Here is a 19259-nt window from a genome sequence, read left to right as displayed (position 1 = left end):
CAGAGCCTCCGATGCCCGATTTCCTACTCAACGCCCTGCTCGCCGGCCTCGCCCTGGCATTGGTCGCCGGCCCGCTCGGCTCGTTCGTCGTCTGGCGGCGCATGGCCTATTTCGGCGACACCCTGTCCCACGCCGCGCTGTTCGGCGTCGCCCTCGGGCTGATGCTCGACGTCAACCTGACCCTGGCAGTGACAGTCGGCTGCGTGCTGCTCGCCTTGCTGCTGGTGACCCTGCAACAGCGCCAGCCGCTGGCCTCGGACACCCTGCTCGGCATCCTCGCCCACAGCACACTGTCGCTGGGGCTGGTGTCGCTGAGCTTCATGAAGGACGTGCGGGTCGATCTGATGGGCTACCTGTTCGGCGACCTGCTTGCCGTCGGGCCGAGCGATCTGGCCTGGATCGTCGGCGGCAGCGCGCTGGTGCTGCTGATGCTGATTCCGCTCTGGCGGCCTCTGCTGGCAATCACCGTGCACGAGGAACTGGCCAAGGTCGAAGGCCTGCCGGTGGCCGGCATTCGCCTGGCGCTGATGTTGCTGATCGCGGTGGTGATCGCCGTGGCGATGAAGATCGTCGGCGTGCTGCTGATCACCGCGCTGCTGATCATTCCCGCCGCCGCCGCGCAACGCCATGCGCGCACCCCGGAGCAGATGGCCTTTGGCGCCAGCGTGCTGGGTATCGTCGCGGTATGCCTGGGGCTGACGCTGTCCTGGTACGAGGACACCCCGGCCGGCCCGTCCATCGTGGTCAGCGCCGCCGCACTGTTTCTGCTCAGCTTCGCCTGGCCTCGCAGGGCCTGAGCTATGACCGATCTCAAGTACCTGCGCGGCTACCCTGAGCCGCTGCTGGCGCAGGTTCGCCAGCTGATCGCCGAGCAGCGCCTGGGCGACTATCTGCAGCGTCGTTACCCTGCACGGCACGAAGTGCAGAGCGACAAGGCGCTGTACAGCTATGTGCAGAAACTCAAGCAGGACTACCTGAAAAGCACACCACCGATCGACAAAGTGCTCTATGACGGTCGGCTGGACCTCACCCATCGTGCCCTTGGCCTGCACACCGCGGTGTCACGGGTGCAGGGCGGCAAACTCAAGGCGAAGAAGGAGATTCGCGTCGCCGCGCTGTTCAGGGACGCGGCGCCGGAATTTCTGCAGATGATCGTCGTCCACGAACTCGCCCACCTGCGCGAGAGCGAGCACAACCGTGCCTTCTACAAACTCTGCGAGCACATGCTCCCAGGCTACGGGCAGATCGAGTTCGACCTACGGTTGTTTCTGCATTGGCGGGAGCTGCAAGACAGCTGACGAGGCGCCTCGCGCAGGATGGAAAACTCGCACAGCGATTTTCCATGCGAGTCACCCGAACACATCGTGTGCCGAGCCAGTCGCCGCACCGCGTGGATGGCTGCGGCCATCGACCCTACGGTCCTGCTCGCGCTGGAGGCCAGTGTAGGGTGGAAAACCCGCGAAGCGGTTTTCCACGCAGACGGCCCCCGACCACACCGCGCCGGACCAGCCGTCGAACCGCGTGGATGGCTTCGACCATCCACCCTACGCACACCCGTTACGCCGGAATCGCCTCCGCTGCGGCCTCGCGATCCCAGACCCGATGCTGACCGAGCGCCTGAGCGAAGGCGCCGAACACCGCATCCACGTCATCACCCTCCAGCAGGCCGGCATCGGGCTGCAGGCCCAGGCTCGCCAGCAACGGACGCGCCGCCCCAAGCATCACGACGGGCTTGAGATGCTTATAGGCTTCCAGCAGGTAGTGCTTGGCCTCGCCGGACTTGGCCATGACCGCAGCCGCATCGACGCCACCGGGAACGAACACCGCGTCGAACATCACCGAGGGCATGCCGTCCATCGCGGCATCGACCGGCAGCATCGTGCCGTCCGCCGTTTTCACCGGAGCCGGCGACGGGCCGATAATCTTGGCCAGCGCGCTTTCCTTGGCCAGCCTGGCCTTGAACGCATCAACCGCCGCGCCATCGACGCCGTTCGCCACCAGAATCGCCACCTTGCGCGACTTGATGTTGCCCGGCACGTGATTCATCAGACTCAGGGCCGGCGAGCTCTGCACGCTGGACGGCTTGGTGGTCACGGTCGGCGCGCTCGGCACCGGCAGGCCGAGATTCTCGGCGACGCGGCGAGCCAGCTCCAGGTCGATGTTGGCGAGGATCTCGTTGACCTGGCGCTCGCGGATGAACACCCGCTCCACCTTGCCGAGTTCGAAGGTGTAGGCGCCGATGATGTGCTCCTTCTCCGGCGCGCTCATGCTGTTCCAGAACAGCGTGGCCTGGGAGAAGTGGTCGCCGAAGGATTCGCTGCGGTTGCGGATCTTGTGCCCTTCGACCCGCTCCGGATAGCTCTCGAAACCGCCGCCCTGGGCCGCCGGCGGGGTTTCCTTGGGCCAGCCGCTGTCGATCGAGTTGGGCTCGTAGTTGGCGCGGCCCTTGTGGATCGTCTGGCGATGGAAGGCATCGCGCTGGTTGTTATGGAACGGGCACAGCGGGCGGTTGATCGGGATCTCGTGGAAGTTCGGCCCACCGAGACGCAGCAGCTGGGTGTCGGTGTAGGAGAACAACCGGCCCTGCAGCAGCGGATCGTTGGTGAAGTCGATGCCCGGCACGATGTGGCCGATGTGGAAGGCGGCCTGCTCGGTTTCGGCGAAGAAGTTGTCCGGGTTGCGATTGAGGGTCATCTTGCCGAGCTTCTGCACCGGCACCAGCTCCTCGGGGATGATCTTGGTCGGGTCGAGCAGGTCGAAGTCGAAGCTGTGCTCATCAGCCTCTTCCACCACCTGCACGCCCAGCTCCCACTCAAAGTAGTCGCCCATCTCGATGGACTCCCACATGTCGCGGCGGTTGAAGTCCGGGTCTTTGCCGGCAATCTTCAGCGTCTCGTCCCAGACCAGCGAGAAGGCACCGGCCACCGGTTTCCAGTGGAACTTGACAAAGCGGCTGACGCCCTCGGCGTTGATCAGGCGGAAGGTGTGCACGCCGAAGCCTTCCATCGCCCGGTAGCTGCGCGGCAGGGCGCGGTCGGACATGGTCCAGAGCACCATGTGCGCCGATTCCGGGGTCAGCGAGACGAAATCCCAGAAGCTGTCGTGAGCCGACTGGGCCTGCGGAATTTCGTTGTGCGGCTCAGGTTTGACTGCATGCACGAAGTCGGGAAACTTGATCGCGTCCTGAATGAAGAACACCGGCATGTTGTTGCCGACCAGGTCGAAGTTGCCCTCGTCGGTGTAGAACTTGGTGGCGAAGCCGCGCACGTCACGCACGGTGTCCGCCGAGCCACGCGAACCCTGCACGGTGGAGAAGCGCGTAAAGACCGGGGTTTCCTTGCCTTCGGCGGAAAGGAACGAGGCCTTGGTCAGCCAGCTGTGATCGGCGTAGCTCTGGAACACGCCGTGCGCCGCGGCGCCGCGGGCATGCACGATGCGCTCGGGAATGCGCTCATGGTCGAAGTGGGTGATTTTCTCGCGCATGATGAAATCTTCGAGCAGCGAGGGCCCACGATCGCCGGCCTTGAGGGTGTTCTGGTTGTCGGCGATCTTCACGCCCTGGTTGGTGCGCAGCGCCTCGCCGGTGGCGTCGCTGCGAAACGCTTCCAACTGATCGAGCTTGGTGTTGTGATTGGCGCGGTCGACGGTATCGGTGCCGGCCAGCTCGCTCTGTTTGGGGGTTTTGTCGGTCATGATGGGCCTCCGTTTGCGGTGAGCTGAACCGCGAATGATCGGGCCACGCTCTGGACCTGATAGGTGATCTATTCACGGCGTACCGATTAGTGACCCCGCCAATCGTCGCAAGGTTGCCGTCTGCGTTGATTTGCTTTGCCTATCGGCACCATGCTTTTGCTTAATCCCACCCGCGCGGACGAGCGACCTCGGCGCCAAACGAGTAGAATGGCCACCTTTCGCCGATTATCCCGGCAACGAACGCCGCACCCACAAGGTTCGCCCGTGATCGAATTCCATCAAGTCCACAAAACCTATCGGACCGGCGGCAGAGATGTCCCTGCCCTACAGCCGACGCAGCTGGAGATCGCCTCCGGTGAAATCTTCGGCCTGATCGGCCACTCCGGCGCCGGCAAGAGCACGCTGCTGCGCCTGATCAACCGCCTCGAGGAACCCTCCGGCGGGCGCATTCTGGTCAGCGGTGACGACGTCACCGCGCTGGATGCCGACGGCCTGCGGCGCTTCCGCCAGCGCGTCGGGATGATCTTCCAGCACTTCAACCTGCTGATGTCCAAGACCGTGGCGGACAACGTCGCCATGCCGCTGCGCCTGGCCGGCATCCGCTCGCGCAGCGAAATCGACGCCCGCGTCGCCGCTTTGCTCGACCGCGTTGGTCTCAAGGATCACGCGCGCAAGTACCCGGCGCAGCTCTCTGGCGGTCAGAAGCAGCGCGTCGGCATTGCCCGGGCGCTGGCCACCGAGCCGAGCATCCTGCTCTGCGACGAGGCCACCAGCGCCCTCGACCCGCAGACCACGGCATCGGTGCTGCAGCTGTTGGCCGAGATCAATCGCGAGCTGAAGCTGACCATCGTGCTGATCACCCACGAGATGGACGTGATCCGCCGCGTCTGCGACCGCGTGGCGGTGATGGACGCCGGCGCCATCGTCGAGCAGGGGCCGGTCACCGAGGTGTTCCTGCACCCCAAGCACCCGACCACCCAGCGCTTCGTGCTGGAAGACGAGGCGATGGATGAAAGCGAGCTGCACGACGATTTCGCCCACGTGCCGGGCCGCATCCTGCGCCTGACCTTCCAGGGCGATGCCACCTACAAGCCACTGTTGGGCACCGTCGCCCGTGAAACCGGGGTCGACTACAGCATCCTTTCCGGGCGCATCGATCGCATCAAGGACACCCCCTACGGCCAGCTCACGCTGGCGCTGATCGGCGGTGACATGGCGGCGGCAATGGCACAACTGCAGGCCGCCGACGTGCACGTGGAGGTATTGCGCTGATGGACGCCTTTTTCAGCTCCTTGTTAGGGAATGTCGACTGGTACGAGATCTGGCTGGCGACGCTGGACACCCTGCTGATGCTCGGCGGCTCGCTGCTGTTTACCATCCTGCTCGGCCTGCCGCTGGGCGTGCTGCTGTTTCTCTGCGGTCCGCGCCAGCTGTTCGAAAACGCGCCGCTGTATGCCGCGCTGTCGTTCGTGGTCAACGTGCTGCGCTCGCTGCCGTTCATCATCCTGCTGATCGTGATGATCCCCTTCACCGTGCTGATCACCGGCACCTCGCTGGGCGTGGCCGGTGCCATTCCGCCGCTGGTGGTGGGCGCTGCACCGTTCTTCGCGCGCCTGGTGGAAACCGCGCTGCGCGAAGTGGACCGCGGCATCATCGAGGCGACTCAGGCGATGGGTGCCACCACGCGGCAGATCATCTTCAGCGCATTGCTGCCCGAGGCGCGACCGGGCATCATCGCTGCGGTCACCGTTACTGCCATCACCCTGGTGTCCTACACTGCGATGGCCGGTGTAGTGGGGGCCGGCGGCCTCGGCGACCTGGCGATCCGCTTCGGCTATCAGCGATTCCAGACCGACGTGATGGTGGTCACCGTGGTGCTGCTGCTGGTACTGGTGCAGGTGCTGCAAAGCGTCGGCGACCGGCTGGTCACCCATTTTTCACGCAAATGAACCGCAACCAGGGCGAGCGAACCTTCGCACCCCACTCAATCTACGAAGGAACCGAACGATGAAGAAACTGATTGCCGCCCTGGCCACCGTCGCGGCATTTTCCGCACAGGCCGCCGAAACCCTGACCGTGGCCGCCACCGCCGTGCCGCACGCCGAGCTGCTGGAGTTCGTCAAGCCGCAGCTGGCCGAGCAAGGTGTCGAGCTGAACGTGAAGGTCTTCACCGATTACGTGCAGCCGAACATCCAGGTCGCCGAGAAGCGTCTGGACGCCAACTTCTTCCAGCACCAGCCGTACCTGGATGAGTTCAACAAGGGCAAGGGCACCGATCTGGTCAGCGTGGCCGGCGTGCATATCGAACCCTTTGGGGCCTACTCGAGCAAGGTCAAGTCGCTGGACGAACTGCCCAATGGCGCCACCGTGGTCATCCCCAACGACGCCACCAACGGCGGTCGCGCGCTGCTGCTGCTGGAAAAAGCTGGCGTGATCGGGCTCAAGGAAGGCGCCGGCATCACCGCCACGCCGAAGGACATCGCCGAGAACCCGAAGAACATCAAGATCCGCGAGCTCGAAGCCGCAACCCTGCCGCGCGTGCTGACCCAGGTCGACCTGGCGCTGATCAACACCAACTACGCGCTGGAAGCCAAGCTGAACCCCACCGAAGACGCACTGGTCATCGAAGGCAGCGACTCGCCCTACGTGAACATCCTCGTCGCCCGTCCGGACAACAAGGACAGCGACGCCATGCAGAAACTCGCCGCCGCGCTGCACAGCGAAGAGGTTCGCCAGTTCATCGAAGAGAAGTACCAGGGTGCGGTCGTCCCCGCGTTCTGACCTGCTCCTGGTCTGACAACGAACCCCGCCACGTGCGGGGTTCGTCGTTCAGGGCGGGTGGTTTTCCTGGGGCCGGGTTTATACGGCCACATATTTGCGATGGCGAACACGTTCGACCCTACGACGGCTACTCCACCTGGGTCAGTAACCCTGGTAGCTGTTCCTTCAGCTTCTGCACCTTCAGCGGCGCACGAATAAAGCCGCGCTGGCGACCGTCCGGGCCGATGATGACCAGGTTGCCGCTGTGATCGACGGTGTAGTTTTCCCGGCTGGTATCGCCGGGGATGAAGGGAATGCCGACGCCATTGGCCAGGGTCTGGATATCATCCAGCGGGCCGGTCAGCCCGGTGAAGCCGTCACCGAAGAAGCCCAGGTACTGCTTGAGCTGCTCGGGCGTGTCGCGCTGCGGATCGACACTGACCAGCACCGGCTGCATGCGCTCGCGCACCGTCTCGGGCAGCTCGTTGCGCAGCTGGCGCAACTCAGCCAGAGTCGCCGGGCAGATGTCCGGGCAAAAGGTGTAGCCGAAGAACAGCAGGGTCCACTTGCCCTTCAGCTCGTCCACCTGAACCGCCTCGCCCTCCTGATTGATCAGGCTCAGCGCCGGCACCGTGCGGCTCTGCGGCAACAGTATGATCCCGGCATCGAGCATCCGGGTCGGATCGGCCTGGGGCTCGCTGTCGAGCACCCGGTAGACCGTCAGCCCGATGACCAGCGCAATCAGCGCGACGAGGATGAAGACAGTGGTCTGGATACGGGTCATGTGCGTCTCTGAGGGTGGCTTAAAGGTTGAGCAGCAGATAATGGTCAACCAGCAGCGCGATGAACAGGGCGAATAGGTACCAGATACTGAATTTGAAGGTCTTGATTGCCGCATGGGGCCGGCTGTCGCGGTACAGCACGATGGCCCAGTAGAGGAAGCGAGCGCCCAGTGCAACTGCTGCAGCCAGGTACAGCAGGCCGCTCATGTGGATGGCGAAGGGCATGAAACTCACGGCCAGCAGGACCGCCGTGTAGAGCAGGATATGCACCTTGGTGTAATGCTCACCGTGGGTCACCGGCAGCATGGGGATGTTGACCTTGGCGTACTCGGCCTTGCGGTGAATGGCCAGTGCCCAGAAGTGCGGCGGCGTCCAGGCGAAGATGATCAGCACCAGCAGCAGCGGTTCGGCACTGATCTGTCCGGTCACCGCAACCCACCCCAGAAGAGGCGGCGCCGCCCCGGCCAGGCCGCCAATGACGATATTCTGCGGCGTGGCGCGCTTGAGAAAGCCGGTATAGATCACTGCATAACCAAGCAGCGAGGCCAGCGTCAGCCAGGCCGCCAGCGCGTTGGTGAACACCAGCAACAGGGCCAGGCCGGCAACGCTTAGCGCCAGGGCGAAGGCCAGCGCGGCGAAGGGTGAAACCCGCCCTTCGGCCAGAGGCCGCTTGTGGGTGCGGGCCATGACCGCGTCGATACGGCGGTCCACCACATGATTAACCGCCGCCGCTCCGCCGGCGCACAGGGCGATGCCAAGGTTGCCGAACAGCAGCACCGTCCAGGGCACGCCGGCGCGGGTGGCGAGAAACATGCCCACCAGCGAGGTGATCAACATCAGCAGCACCACCTTCGGCTTGGTCAGCTCCAGGTAATCACGCCAGCCTGCCGCGACGCTCGATTGGCTGAGTACTGTGGCCATGGGCTTCTCCTTGTGGTCATTGGCTGGGCAGTTCGACACCGCCTGCGTCATTCGGGTCGCGTGAAAGCGCGCCGGTACGGGTTGCAGCATGTGTCCGGGCAATGGCCTGTCGCGGCAAGCGCAGCCGGTAGTTGATCAACACCAGAACCAGCAGCAGGGCCGCGCCGCCGCCGTTATGGGCGACGGCGACAGCCAGGGGCAGGTTAAGCAAGACATTGCTGATGCCCAGCGCAACCTGCACGGCCAGCGCCGCCAACAGCAGCACGGCAAGCGGGCCAAGGCCGTGGCGATGAAGTCGCCAGGCCAGCGCCAGCAGCACCAGGGTGATCAACAGCGCACCGATCCGGTGGGCAACATGGATGGCCGTGCGCGCCTCGCCATAGAGCAACCCGCCGAGGTAGTTGGGGCCGATGTCGTGATGGGTCAGATCGAAGGCGCGGGCAAAGTCCATCTGCGGCCACCATTGGCCGTGACAGGTGGGAAAGTCCGTGCAGGCCACCGCCGCATAGTTGCTGCTGACCCAACCACCCAACGCGATCTGCCCGATCACCAGCGCCATGGCCAGACCGGCGAACAGCCGCAGCCCCGGCGCCATCGGCACAGATAACGGCGGCAGGCGCCCGGACAAACGCAGGCACAGCAGAAACAGCAAACTCAGGGTGGCAAAGCCGCCCAGCAGATGGGTCGTCACGATCTGCGGCCAGAGCTGCAGCGTCACCGTCCACATGCCGAAGATGGCTTGCGCGATCACCACGGCGAGTAGCAGCAGCGGCAGCTTCACCGGCTGGCCCGCTTCACCGCGACGGCGCAGCGCCTGCACCGCCAGCCCGAGGATCACCAGCCCCAGCGCGCCGGCGAAGTAGCGATGGACCATCTCGTTCCAGCCCTTGCGCACCTCCAACGGCGCATCCGGGAAGCGTTCGGCAGCCAGCACCTGCTTGTGCTCGCTCATCGGCACAGCGAGAAAGCCGTAGCAGCCGGGCCAGTCCGGGCAACCGAGGCCGGCGTGGGTCAGCCGCGTATAGGCGCCGAGCAGCACCACCACCACAGCCAGGGCAGTGGCGATCAGGGCGAGGCGATAACCGGGGCGTGGTCCTGACTGCATAAGCTCCTCGTTCTCCAGCTTCGGGCTGTTGCTCAACCTATCTGCGAAATCTTCAGCAGGTACTTCAGATCGTCGAGAATCGCCTTGCCATCAGCATCCGCCGCGTAGCGCAGCACCAGGTTGCCGTGGGGATCGACGATCCACAGCTGCGGCCCGGCCGGTGCTTCGGGATTGGTCGAGTACGCCGCAGCATCCAGGGCATAGCGCATCAACTGCGGATATTCACGTTGCAGGCGCTGCTCGTAGTCGGCATCCAGCGTCTGCGCCGCGGCCAGCGCATGACCGGCGCGGGCGGCTTCGCGGGCCAGTCCGATGTTGATCTGCCGCGCCAGATAGACCAGTTCCCGGCAACTTTCGTTGCAGCCGTCCGGTGCCGTGACCAGCAACTCCCAACGCGCCTCGCCTGCCGCCGCCACACCGAGTGCCTCCCGTCCCTGGCCGTTGGCGACCAGCACGCCGTCGTAGCTGCGGGTTTCCGGCACCCAGAAACCGAAGCGATACATGGCCGAGGCGAGCAGCATCGGCACCAGCACCACGCCAATGATCAGCAGCAGTTGCAGGCGACCACGGCCCCGCCGTGGCTCAGGTTGAGTGGCGGTCGGATTCATGCCTGGCATGGCGGTTCTCCCGTGCCTGATGCACGCCCAGATAAATGAACAGCGCCAGCAGCGCAGCGGCCAGCGCAAACCATTGCACGGCATAGCCCCGGTGCTGCGCCGGGCTCATGCTGGTGACCGGCCAGTCGGCACGATAGGCCGCCGGCCCCGGTTCGAGTCGCAATTCGTAGGCAACGCCCTCGCGGTCGAGGGCTTCCCACAACTCTGCGATGTCCACGTAATTGATCAGCCGGGGCCAGCCTTCGGCCATGCCCCGGTCGAGGACGAAGGGCTTGCCGGAGGGTACATAGGCCCAGGCGGCCAGCTTCAGCGCCTGGCCAGGCGTGTCGAATTCGGGCGGAATACGCCGGTCCGGCCAGGGAATCCAGCCGCGGTTGACGATCATCCAGAGCCCGCTGGCCTGATCCTGAAAAGGCTGCAGCAACTCGACCCCGACCTGGCCGTCGCGGGTACGGCTGTCGAGCAGAAAGCTGTGCTCGGCATCGAAACGGCCCTGCAGGTGAACGCGGCTGTAGGCGGGGTCCGTGAGCCCGTCCAGCTCGGCAGGCGACAATGGCCCGAGCTGCGCGCGCGCTTCCTGCCGCTCCAGCATGTCGCGCTTCTGTTCGCCGCGTTCGAGTTGCCAGAATCCCAGCCAGACCAGCACCGGCAGCAGAGCCAGCATCACCAGCGTCGGCAGCAGCCCCGGCCTGAAACCCCTCATGGCTTGCCCTCTTCTCGTTCGATACGCCTGGCACTCCACTTGTCTCCCGCCGTCGTCACAATTGGCTTCGCCGTCGCCTTGCAGCCTGCGATCAGGCGCTTCAAATCACATAAACGAAAATGAACAACCCCAGCCAGACCACATCGACGAAGTGCCAGTACCAGGCCGCCGCTTCGAAGCCGAAATGCTGCTCGTTCGTGAAGTGCCCCCGCAGGATACGCACCAGCATCACCGTCAGGATGATCGCGCCGATAGTGACGTGGGCGCCGTGAAAACCCGTGAGCATGAAGAAGGTCGCGCCGTAGATACCCGAACCCAGCGTCAGCCCCAGCTCACTGTAGGCGTGAACATACTCTTCGATCTGCAACGCGATGAAGGCGGCTCCGAGCAGCACAGTCAGCCCCAGGCCGATCTTCAGTTGCTTGCGGTTGTCCTTCTTCAGCGCATGGTGAGCCCAGGTCAGGGTGAAGCTGGAACTCACCAGCAGGATGGTATTGATAAGAGGCAGGCCCCAGGCACTGATGACACCCTCCGGGGCCGGGTAGAGTTTCGGGTCGGGGTTGTTCAGCAACGGCCAGGTGTACTCGAAGCCCGGCCAGAGCATGTTGCTGACGCCCTTGTCGCCCTCACCCCCGAGCCAGGGACCGACCCAGTAACGGATGTAGAACAGCGCTCCGAAGAAGGCGGCGAAGAACATCACCTCCGAGAAGATGAACCAGGTCATGCCCCAGCGGAACGAACGGTCCATCTGCGGGCTGTAAAGACCCGAGCGGCTTTCCCTGACCACCGCACCGAACCAGCCGAACATCATCCAGGCGATCAGCAGGGCGCCAACGAAGAAGATCAGCGGGCCGTTGGAGTCGGCGCGGTCGGCCTTGAGGTCGTTGAACCAGCTGCCCAGGCCGTAGACGGTCACCAGCAGCGCGACGGTGGCGATGATCGGCCATTTGCTTTGGGCGGGGACGTAGTACTGCTCATGGCTTTCAATTGGCTGATGGCTCTCGGTGCTCATTGCAGACTCTCCTTGGCCGTGGTCGCAGGCAGAACGGCGACCGGAGGCTGGCGGGACGTGATATCGAACAACGTGTAGGCGAGGGTCAGGTGGTGTACATCGGCCGGCAAGTCGCGGTCGACGATGAAGCGCACCGGCATTTCGATGCGCTCACCCGGTTGCAACACCTGCTGGGTAAAGCAGAAACACTCGGTCTTGTGGAAATACGCCGCAGCCTTGGAAGGCGACACGCTGGGTACGGCCTGGGCGGACATCGGCTTGTCCGTGGGGTTATAGGCGATGAAGCGGATTTCCTGGCTGGCGCCGGGGTGTACCCGGAGCTGATCGTCGACCGGACCGAACTCCCAGACCATGCCCGCGGCATTGGTGGCGAGAAATTGCACGCGCACCTCTCGCGCCTCGTCCACCGTCTGCGCCCCCTGATAGGCGCCGGCGGTTTTGCCGTTGATGCCGAACGCCTTGCACATCACGTCGTAGATCGGCACCAGGGCAAAGCCGAAGGCGAACATCGCCACGACGACGAACAGCAGACGGCGAACCAGGCGGGCAAGCGGCAGTTCAGTGCTCATGACGGCTTCCTCCAGCAGGCTCGATGCTAATCATGCTTCGGGCCCGTCCGATGCTCATGCAGGGTGTGCATGTCCGGCGGCGTGGTGAAGGTGTGATAGGGCGCCGGTGAGGGCACGCTCCATTCCAGGCCTTCGGCGCCGTCCCAGGGCTTGGCCGCGGCAGCCGGGCCGCCACGGATGCACTTGATGACGATGAACAGGAACAGCAGTTGCGTAGCGCCGAACATGAAAGCGCCCACCGACGAGATCATGTTGAAGTTGGCGAACATCATGTTGTAGTCCGGGATACGCCGCGGCATGCCGGCCAGGCCGACGAAGTGCATCGGGAAGAACGCCAGGTTCATGCCCACGAACGACAGCCAGAAATGCAGTTTGGCCAAGGTCTCGTCGTACATGTGCCCGGTCCACTTGGGCAGCCAGTAGTAGGCGGAGGCGAAGATGCCGAAGATCGCGCCGGGCACCAGCACATAATGGAAGTGCGCCACCACGAAGTAGGTGTCGTGGTACTGGAAGTCCGCCGGGGCGATGGCCAGCATCAGCCCGGAGAAACCGCCGATCGAGAACAGAATCACAAAGGCCACGGCAAACAGCATCGGCGCCTCAAAGGTCAGCGAGCCACGCCACATGGTCGACACCCAATTGAACACCTTCACGCCGGTGGGCACCGCGATCAGCATGGTCGCGTACATGAAGAACAGCTCGCCGGTCAGCGGGATGCCGACGGTGAACATGTGGTGCGACCAGACGATGAACGAGAGGAAGGCGATGGCGCCGGTGGCGTAGACCATCGAGGTGTAGCCGAACAGCGGCTTGCGCGAGAATGCCGGGATGATCGAGCTGACCGCGCCGAACGCCGGCAGGATCATGATGTACACCTCGGGGTGGCCGAAGAACCAGAACACGTGCTGGAACAGCACCGGATCACCGCCGCCCGCCGCGCTGAAGAAGCTGGTGCCGAAGTGGATGTCCATCAGCATCATGGTCACCACGCCGGCCAGCACCGGCATCACCGCGATCAGCAGAAAGGCGGTGATCAGCCAGGTCCAGACGAACAATGGCATCTTCATCAGGGTCATGCCCGGCGCACGCAGGTTGAGCACCGTGGCGACCACGTTGATCGCACCCATGATCGAGCTGATGCCCATCAGGTGGATGGCGAAGATGAAGAAGGTCACCGATTCCGGCGCGTAGGTCGTCGACAGCGGCGCGTAGAAGGTCCAGCCGAAGTTCGGCCCGCCACCTTCCATGAACAGCGTCGAGACCAGCAGCCCGAATGCTGCCGGCAGCAGCCAGAAGCTGAAGTTGTTCATCCGCGGCAGCGCCATGTCCGGCGCGCCGATCATCAGCGGAATCATCCAGTTGGCCAGCCCGACGAAGGCCGGCATTACCGCGCCGAAGACCATGATCAGCCCGTGCATGGTGGTCATCTGGTTGAAGAATTCCGGCTGCACGATCTGCAGGCCCGGCTGGAACAGCTCGGCGCGGATCACCATGGCCATTGAGCCGCCCAGCAGGAAGGCCGCGAAGCTGAACCACAGGTACATCGAGCCGATGTCCTTATGGTTGGTGGTCAGCAGCCAGCGCGAGAGGCCCTTGGCCGGGCCGTGGTGATGGTCGTGTCCGGCATGACCATGGTCGTCGATCACTGCACTCATCAGCCTGTCCTCTTATTGGGTGGCTTCTTCGGCCTGTTTGAAATCGAGCACGTCTTTCGGCGTGACCATCTCGCCCGTGTCGTTGCCCCAGGCGTTACGCTCGTAGGTGATGACGGCAGCCAGATCAACTTCCGACAGCTGCTTGCCGAACGCCGCCATGGACGTTCCCGGCTTGCCGTTGACGACGATATCGATATGCGCCTCGATGTCCTGGGTGACCATCTGCGAGCCCTTGAGCGCAGGGAAGGTCGGCGGCATGCCCTCGCCACTGGCCTGGTGGCAGGCCACGCAGGCGGTGCGGTAGACCTGCTCACCGCGCTCGGTCAGCTCCTCGATCGTCCATTCCTTGCTGGTCAGCTCGGCCAGCTTGGCGGCTTCGGCCTTCTTCTCGGCAAGCCAGACGGCGTAGTCTTCCGGCGAGCGCACATCCACCACCACCGGCATGAACCCGTGGTCCTTGCCGCACAGCTCGGTGCACTGGCCGCGGTAGATGCCGGGTTCCTCGACACGGGTCCAGGACTCGTTGATGAAGCCGGGGATGGCATCCTTCTTCACCGCCAGCGCCGGTACCCACCAGGAGTGGATGACGTCTGCGGCTGTGATCAAAAAGCGCACCTTGGCGCCGGTGGGAATCACCATCGGCTCATCCACTTCCAGCAGGTAGTGCTCACCCTTGGGTGCCAGGTTGTTGATCTGGTCGCGTGGCGTGGTGAGGTTGCTGAAAAACTCCACATCCTCGCCCAGGTACTTGTAGTGCCACTTCCACTGGTAGCCGGTGACCTGGATATCGACGTCGGACTCGGTCGAGTCGTAGATATGAATCAACGTTCGGGTCGCCGGCACCGCCATGCCAACCAGGATCAGCAGCGGTATGACTGTCCAGGCCACCTCGACCTTGGTGTTTTCATGGAAGTTCGCCGAATGAGGATGCTTGGAGCGTCGGTGCGCGATCATCGAATAGATCATGACGCCGAACACCAGCGCACCTATGACTACACAGATCCAGAAGATCGCCATGTGCAGGTCGAATACGGAGCGACTGACATCGGTAACGCCGGCTGGCATGTTCACGTCCCAGGCGGCATGCGCCTGGCCGAACAATAACCACAGCCCGAGACTCATCCAGAACATTGGATGTCGAGACATTGCGGGTTCCCCTTATGGTTCTTGTTATCCCGCCGACCGCTTCGCTCCGCCGATAATCGGCTGATCCGGGCCTGAAGCCTTGGCCCCGGTGGTATCAGCTACGTTTTCGATCAGACCGATCTGCTCTGGCTGCGCCACCGAGACTCCAGTGGCCAATCCTTCGCCTGCACGCACAGTCGGATTGCACTCAAGTACCCCTACGCTTCGGAGTATAGACAGCGATTGCCGACTGGCAATTCAAGGGCTTTCCACCGCTGCTTCGGACCTTGCGGCAATGCCATCGTTCTTCTTCACGCCACGAATGTTCATCAACGCCAGACAAATCTGCAGAACGATCAGCGCCCAGGCACTGGCGTACCAACCCCAGATTACCCAGAGCAGGTTGCTCAGCAGAAAGCACCAGAAACCGAGCGTCCGGCGGCCAGGCCGCAGCGAGCCGATCAGCCACGCTGCAGCTACCGTGACCACCATTGCAGGCCATTGCAGCAGGTCGATCCAATCCATATTGCCTCCCACACCAAGAACGAAACCGGGCGTCCGTTCCGACCTTGATTGGTGCGATGCGCGCCCGGGAGAGTTCCATATTGCCGTGGGAAAACCCGCCAGCTCGTAGGGCGGATGTCGCTTTTTACATCCACCGCGCCGCCACTTGGTAGTCGCCGCACGGTGGAGCGCCACCCGGTGGAGCGCCACCCGTGGATCGGTAAAGCGCGATCCACCCTGCGTACAGGCCGCTGTGAGCGCCCTCAGCCCCGCCGCTAGAGCAAACTCATCTGCTGCCCCGGCGGAGCAAAGCGGCTGCAATCGAGCCCCGCATTCTGTTCGCGACGATTGAAGCCCAGGCGCTTGCAGGCCAGGCGGAAGCGCTGGGCCAGCAGCTCGGCGAACTGGCCTTCGCCGCGCATGCGGCTGCCGAAGCGACTGTCGTAGTCCTTGCCACCGCGTGACTGGCGAACCAGGCTCATCACATGCGCGGCACGCTGCGGGAAGTGCTCGGTCAACCATCCCTCGAACAACTCGGCTACCTCATGAGGCAGGCGCAGCAGCACATAACCCGCCGACACTGCACCCGCTTCGCGTGCCGCTTCGAGCAGGCGCTCCAGCTCCATGTCGTTGATCATCGGGATCATCGGTGCGCACATCACACTGACCGGCACGCCGGCTTCATGCAGCGTGCGCAACACGCGCAGCCGCGCGGCGGGCGAGGCAGCACGGGGTTCCATGATGCGCTTAAGTTCGTCATCCAGCGTGGTCAGGCTGACCGAAACACTGACCAGTCGCTGCTCGGCCAACGGCACCAGCAGATCCAGATCGCGCAGCACCAGCGAGCCCTTGGTGATGATGTGCACCGGATGCTTGAAACGCAGCAAAATCTCGAGTGCCTGGCGGGTCAGCCGCTGTTCGCGCTCCAGCGGCTGATAGGCATCGGTATTCACCCCCAGCGCGATGGGCTGCGGTACGTAGCCCGGTCTGCTCAGCTCCTGTTCCAGGCACTCGGCAAGGTTGGTCTTGGCAATCAGCCGGGTCTCGAAATCGATACCTGGCGACAAATCCCAATAGGCATGGCTGGGGCGGGCGAAACAGTAGATGCAACCATGTTCGCAGCCACGATAGGGGTTTACCGACCGATCGAAGCCGACATCCGGCGACTTATTGCGACTGATGACGGTCTTGGCTGTCTCGCGACGAACTTCAGTGGCGCGCGTGGGTGGCACCTCCTGCTCCCAGCCATCGTCACAGGACTCGCTGAGGGTCGGCGCGAACCGATTGTGCGGATTGATCGCGGTGCCGCGACCGCGCGGGGTGTTTTTCGGCGTGAACATGAACGGCTCCGAATACTGTTTTTATATACAGTATCAGAGCCGTTTCCTACAGCGTTAACCGGGCTACGCCCGCTCGTCGCCCCGCGTGGGGAACGAGCCTTACTCGGGGGTCTTCTTCAACTTCGGATTGGGGAAGAACTGCACGGTCTGCACCTGCGTCTCCGGTGCTTTCGGCTTGGCCTGATTGACCCGCGTGCCCAGCTCCGAGGGCACCGACTGTCCCTGAGCATTGAGGGTGTCGGCATAGCCGCAGACCACGCATTCGCGGTGCGGCACGTCATCCACATCCCACATCTTGATACTGTCGGTCGCACTACAGGCCGGGCACACGGCGCCGGCGATAAAGCGCTTGGTCACTTTCGGTGCGTCGCTCATGCCACTTTCTCCGTCAGGCCAAGGTGGCGCAGCAGCGCGTCGGTGGACGGCTCACGGCCTCGGAAATCGACAAACAGGACCATCGGCTCCTGCGAACCGCCGCGGGCCAGGATGGCGTCGCGGAAGGCGCGGCCGGTTTCGGGGTTGAACACGCCTTCTTCCTCGAAGCGCGAGAAGGCATCGGACGACAGCACTTCGGCCCACTTGTAGCTGTAGTAACCGGCCGCATAGCCACCCGCGAAGATGTGCGCGAAGCTATTGGGGAAGCGGTTACTGGCCGGCGGACGCATCACCGAGACCTCATCGCGGATGCCTTCGAGCACCTCAAGCACGCTGCGCCCGTCGCCGTGGGTGGCGTGCAGCTCGAAGTCGAACAGTGAGAATTCCAGCTGGCGCACCATCATCAGTCCCGACTGGAAATTCTTCGCCGCCAGCATCTGCTCCAGCTTGTCCTGCGGCAGGCGCTCACCGGTCTGGTAATGACCGGAGATCAGCGCCAGGCCTTCCGGCTCCCAGCACCAGTTCTCCATGAACTGGCTGGGCAGCTCGACGGCATCCCAGGCCACGCCGTTGATGCCTGAAGCGCCGGCATGCTCGACCTGGGTCAGCAGGTGATGCAGGCCGTGGCCGAATTCGTGGAAGAGGGTGGTCACTTCATCGTGAGTCAGCAGCGCCGGGCGTTCGCCCACCGGCGGGGTGAAGTTGCAGACCAGGTTGGCCACCGGCGTCTGCAGAGTGCCCAGGCAGGTGCGACGCTTGTCGCGGGCACCGTCCATCCAGGCGCCGCCGCGCTTGTTGGCGCGGGCGTAGAGGTCGAAGAAGAAGCGCCCCACATGCTCGCCGTTTTCGCGGATCTCGAACAGACGCACGTCCGGGTGCCAGCTGTCGAAGTGCTCCAGCTCGTGGATTTCGATGCCGTAGAGCCGCTGGACAATGGCGAACAGCCCGGACAGCACCTTGTCGATGGGGAAGTATTCGCGCAGCGCTTCCTGATTGAGGCTGTAGCGCTGCTGGCGCAGCTTCTCACCGAAGTAGCCGACATCCCAGCTCTGCAGATCGGCCACACCGTTTTCGGCGGCGAAGGCGCGCAGCTCCTTCAGATCGCGCTCGGCGAACGGCTTGCTGCGCTTGGCCAGGTCGCGCAGGAAACCCAGCACCTGATCGGTGCTTTCGGCCATCTTGGTGGCCAGCGACAGCTCGGCGTAGTTGCCGAAACCCAGCAGCCTGGCCAGCTCCTGACGCAGGTCGAGGAGTTCATTCATCACCGGGCCGTTGTCGAACTGGCCGGCGTTCGGCCCTTGATCGGAGGCGCGGGTGGAGTAGGCGACGTAGACCTCTTCGCGCAGCGCGCGGTTGTCGGCGTAGGTCATCACCGCGTAGTAGCTGGGGAATTCCAGGCTGATCAGCCAGCCGTCCAACTCCTTGGCCTTGGCCGCTTCAGCCATCTGCGCCTTGGCCGAGTCGGTGATGCCGGCCAGCAGGCTTTCGTCGGTGACGTGCTTGGTCCAGGCCTGGGTCGCATCCAGCAGCTGGTTGGAAAACGTGCTGCCCAGCTCGGCAAGCTTCATCTGAATGGCGCCAAAGCGCTGCTGCTCCACGGGCGGCAGGTCGATGCCGGACAGGCGGAAATCGCGCAGGGCGTGTTCGAGGATGGTCTTCTGCGCCACGTCGAAGCCGTCCGCTTCGGGGCTCAGCGACAGCGCCTGGTAGGCGGCGAACAGGTCGGCGTTCTGGCCGAGTTCGGTGGCATACGCGGACAGCTTGGGCAGGCAGGCCTCGTAGGCGCTGCGCAGCTCGGCGTTGTTGCATACCGCATTGAGGTGGCTGACCGGCCCCCAGGCGCGGCTCAGGCGGTCGTTCATCTCGTCCAGGCCGACCACCAGTGTGGACCAGTCGAGGCTCTCGGCCGGGCGACTGAGCAGTTCCTGCAAGGCGACGCGGTTATCGCCGAGGATGCTGTCCACAGCGGGTTCGACATGCTCGGGGCGGATCTCGGAATAGGGCGGCAGGTCGAAATCGCGAAGCAGCGGATTGTTGGCGGTCACGGCATTGGCCCTTTCTGATGGATACCCCCGGCATGTTAAAGACAAATGCCTGA

The 19259-nt window shown here is 63.9% G+C and carries 19 protein-coding genes; 5 read left to right on the top strand and 14 right to left on the bottom strand.

Translation table 11 applies throughout. The features are described 5' to 3' along the window. Positions 1-11 precede the first annotated feature (11 nt). Both znuB and NAV32_RS04265 read left to right on the top strand, forming a co-directional pair. Entirely contained in the window at positions 12-797 is a 786-nt protein-coding gene (gene znuB, locus NAV32_RS04270) for a zinc ABC transporter permease subunit ZnuB (RefSeq protein WP_256051557.1), read from the top strand. 3 nt (positions 798-800) lie between these two features. Then, the gene (locus NAV32_RS04265; protein ID WP_256051556.1) at positions 801-1298 is read left to right on the top strand and encodes a YgjP-like metallopeptidase domain-containing protein; all 498 of its coding nucleotides are present in this window, start codon (positions 801-803) and stop codon (positions 1296-1298) included. A gap of 259 nt (positions 1299-1557) precedes the next feature. On the opposite strand, the gene katE is transcribed toward NAV32_RS04265, so the two are convergent. After that, positions 1558-3729 (bottom strand): catalase HPII, encoded by a 2172-nt coding sequence (katE, locus tag NAV32_RS04260; protein ID WP_256051726.1) that lies wholly within the window; start codon positions 3727-3729, stop codon positions 1558-1560. 228 nt (positions 3730-3957) lie between these two features. Between katE and NAV32_RS04255 the strand changes: the two genes are divergently transcribed. Genes NAV32_RS04255 through NAV32_RS04245 form a run of 3 tightly spaced genes read left to right on the top strand, consistent with a single transcriptional unit; the run spans position 3958 to position 6474 of the window. After that, positions 3958-4965 (top strand): methionine ABC transporter ATP-binding protein, encoded by a 1008-nt coding sequence (locus tag NAV32_RS04255; protein WP_256051555.1) that lies wholly within the window; start codon positions 3958-3960, stop codon positions 4963-4965. Next, the gene (locus tag NAV32_RS04250) at positions 4965-5642 is read left to right on the top strand and encodes a methionine ABC transporter permease (RefSeq protein WP_042927901.1); all 678 of its coding nucleotides are present in this window, start codon (positions 4965-4967) and stop codon (positions 5640-5642) included. Before NAV32_RS04255 ends, NAV32_RS04250 begins: the two co-directional genes overlap by 1 nt. Positions 5643-5700: 58 nt before the next feature. Next, positions 5701-6474 carry a MetQ/NlpA family ABC transporter substrate-binding protein gene (locus tag NAV32_RS04245; protein WP_256051554.1) on the top strand — a complete coding sequence of 258 codons (774 nt, stop codon included), beginning with the start codon at positions 5701-5703 and terminating at the stop codon, positions 6472-6474. Between the two features lie 127 nt (positions 6475-6601). Here NAV32_RS04245 and NAV32_RS04240 read toward each other — a convergent pair whose 3' ends face one another. The 13 genes from NAV32_RS04240 to prlC all read right to left on the bottom strand — a co-directional run bounded on the left by NAV32_RS04240 (position 6602) and on the right by prlC (position 19206). Then, a complete protein-coding gene (locus NAV32_RS04240) occupies positions 6602-7237 on the bottom strand; it encodes an SCO family protein (RefSeq protein WP_256051553.1) in 636 nt (211 codons plus the stop codon). A gap of 19 nt (positions 7238-7256) precedes the next feature. Continuing rightward, a complete protein-coding gene (cyoE, locus tag NAV32_RS04235) occupies positions 7257-8156 on the bottom strand; it encodes a heme o synthase (RefSeq protein ID WP_256051552.1) in 900 nt (299 codons plus the stop codon). Positions 8157-8172: 16 nt separating this feature from the next. After that, positions 8173-9261 (bottom strand): COX15/CtaA family protein, encoded by a 1089-nt coding sequence (locus NAV32_RS04230; RefSeq protein ID WP_256051551.1) that lies wholly within the window; start codon positions 9259-9261, stop codon positions 8173-8175. 32 nt (positions 9262-9293) lie between these two features. After that, entirely contained in the window at positions 9294-9869 is a 576-nt protein-coding gene (locus tag NAV32_RS04225) for a hypothetical protein (protein WP_256051725.1), read from the bottom strand. After that, positions 9844-10581 carry an SURF1 family protein gene (locus tag NAV32_RS04220; RefSeq protein ID WP_256051550.1) on the bottom strand — a complete coding sequence of 246 codons (738 nt, stop codon included), beginning with the start codon at positions 10579-10581 and terminating at the stop codon, positions 9844-9846. Before NAV32_RS04220 ends, NAV32_RS04225 begins: the two co-directional genes overlap by 26 nt. Before the next feature lie 100 nt (positions 10582-10681). Beyond that, positions 10682-11593 (bottom strand): cytochrome c oxidase subunit 3, encoded by a 912-nt coding sequence (locus tag NAV32_RS04215; protein ID WP_272890143.1) that lies wholly within the window; start codon positions 11591-11593, stop codon positions 10682-10684. Continuing rightward, positions 11590-12162 carry a cytochrome c oxidase assembly protein gene (locus NAV32_RS04210; RefSeq protein ID WP_256051549.1) on the bottom strand — a complete coding sequence of 191 codons (573 nt, stop codon included), beginning with the start codon at positions 12160-12162 and terminating at the stop codon, positions 11590-11592. Before NAV32_RS04210 ends, NAV32_RS04215 begins: the two co-directional genes overlap by 4 nt. Before the next feature lie 26 nt (positions 12163-12188). Then, positions 12189-13817, bottom strand: a complete 1629-nt coding sequence (gene ctaD / locus NAV32_RS04205; protein WP_256051548.1) for a cytochrome c oxidase subunit I — start codon at positions 13815-13817, stop codon at positions 12189-12191. A 12-nt stretch (positions 13818-13829) separates the two neighbouring features. Next, on the bottom strand, positions 13830-14963 hold the full coding sequence (gene coxB / locus NAV32_RS04200; RefSeq protein ID WP_256051547.1) for a cytochrome c oxidase subunit II: 1134 nt from the start codon (positions 14961-14963) through the stop codon (positions 13830-13832). Between the two features lie 237 nt (positions 14964-15200). Next, positions 15201-15467, bottom strand: a complete 267-nt coding sequence (locus NAV32_RS04195; protein ID WP_256051546.1) for a hypothetical protein — start codon at positions 15465-15467, stop codon at positions 15201-15203. Positions 15468-15721: 254 nt separating this feature from the next. Further along, on the bottom strand, positions 15722-16786 hold the full coding sequence (locus tag NAV32_RS04190; RefSeq protein WP_256051545.1) for a PA0069 family radical SAM protein: 1065 nt from the start codon (positions 16784-16786) through the stop codon (positions 15722-15724). 99 nt (positions 16787-16885) lie between these two features. Beyond that, the gene (locus NAV32_RS04185) at positions 16886-17161 is read right to left on the bottom strand and encodes a YheV family putative zinc ribbon protein (protein ID WP_256051544.1); all 276 of its coding nucleotides are present in this window, start codon (positions 17159-17161) and stop codon (positions 16886-16888) included. Beyond that, positions 17158-19206: an oligopeptidase A gene (gene prlC, locus NAV32_RS04180; RefSeq protein WP_256051543.1), complete on the bottom strand. Its 2049-nt coding sequence runs from the start codon at positions 19204-19206 to the stop codon at positions 17158-17160. The genes NAV32_RS04185 and prlC overlap by 4 nt, the downstream gene beginning before the upstream one ends. Positions 19207-19259 lie beyond the last annotated feature (53 nt).

Origin of the sequence: Stutzerimonas stutzeri (assembly GCF_024448695.1) — a bacterium.
GTDB classification, from domain to species: Bacteria; Pseudomonadota; Gammaproteobacteria; order Pseudomonadales; family Pseudomonadaceae; genus Stutzerimonas; species Stutzerimonas stutzeri_T.
This window is presented reverse-complemented; position numbering and strand designations above follow the sequence as displayed.

Coding starts and splice junctions, on each gene's coding strand:
- znuB (WP_256051557.1), top strand. CDS start 12: ATGCCCGATTTCCTACTCAACGCCCTGCTCGCCGGCCTCGCCCTGGCA.
- NAV32_RS04210 (WP_256051549.1), bottom strand. CDS start 12,162: ATGAGCACTGAACTGCCGCTTGCCCGCCTGGTTCGCCGTCTGCTGTTC.
- NAV32_RS04265 (WP_256051556.1), top strand. CDS start 801: ATGACCGATCTCAAGTACCTGCGCGGCTACCCTGAGCCGCTGCTGGCG.
- cyoE (WP_256051552.1), bottom strand. CDS start 8,156: ATGGCCACAGTACTCAGCCAATCGAGCGTCGCGGCAGGCTGGCGTGAT.
- NAV32_RS04185 (WP_256051544.1), bottom strand. CDS start 17,161: ATGAGCGACGCACCGAAAGTGACCAAGCGCTTTATCGCCGGCGCCGTG.
- NAV32_RS04220 (WP_256051550.1), bottom strand. CDS start 10,581: ATGAGGGGTTTCAGGCCGGGGCTGCTGCCGACGCTGGTGATGCTGGCT.
- NAV32_RS04195 (WP_256051546.1), bottom strand. CDS start 15,467: ATGGATTGGATCGACCTGCTGCAATGGCCTGCAATGGTGGTCACGGTA.
- NAV32_RS04225 (WP_256051725.1), bottom strand. CDS start 9,869: ATGAATCCGACCGCCACTCAACCTGAGCCACGGCGGGGCCGTGGTCGC.
- ctaD (WP_256051548.1), bottom strand. CDS start 13,817: ATGAGTGCAGTGATCGACGACCATGGTCATGCCGGACACGACCATCAC.
- NAV32_RS04215 (WP_272890143.1), bottom strand. CDS start 11,593: ATGAGCACCGAGAGCCATCAGCCAATTGAAAGCCATGAGCAGTACTAC.
- coxB (WP_256051547.1), bottom strand. CDS start 14,963: ATGTCTCGACATCCAATGTTCTGGATGAGTCTCGGGCTGTGGTTATTG.
- NAV32_RS04190 (WP_256051545.1), bottom strand. CDS start 16,786: ATGTTCACGCCGAAAAACACCCCGCGCGGTCGCGGCACCGCGATCAAT.
- NAV32_RS04245 (WP_256051554.1), top strand. CDS start 5,701: ATGAAGAAACTGATTGCCGCCCTGGCCACCGTCGCGGCATTTTCCGCA.
- NAV32_RS04230 (WP_256051551.1), bottom strand. CDS start 9,261: ATGCAGTCAGGACCACGCCCCGGTTATCGCCTCGCCCTGATCGCCACT.
- NAV32_RS04240 (WP_256051553.1), bottom strand. CDS start 7,237: ATGACCCGTATCCAGACCACTGTCTTCATCCTCGTCGCGCTGATTGCG.
- NAV32_RS04250 (WP_042927901.1), top strand. CDS start 4,965: ATGGACGCCTTTTTCAGCTCCTTGTTAGGGAATGTCGACTGGTACGAG.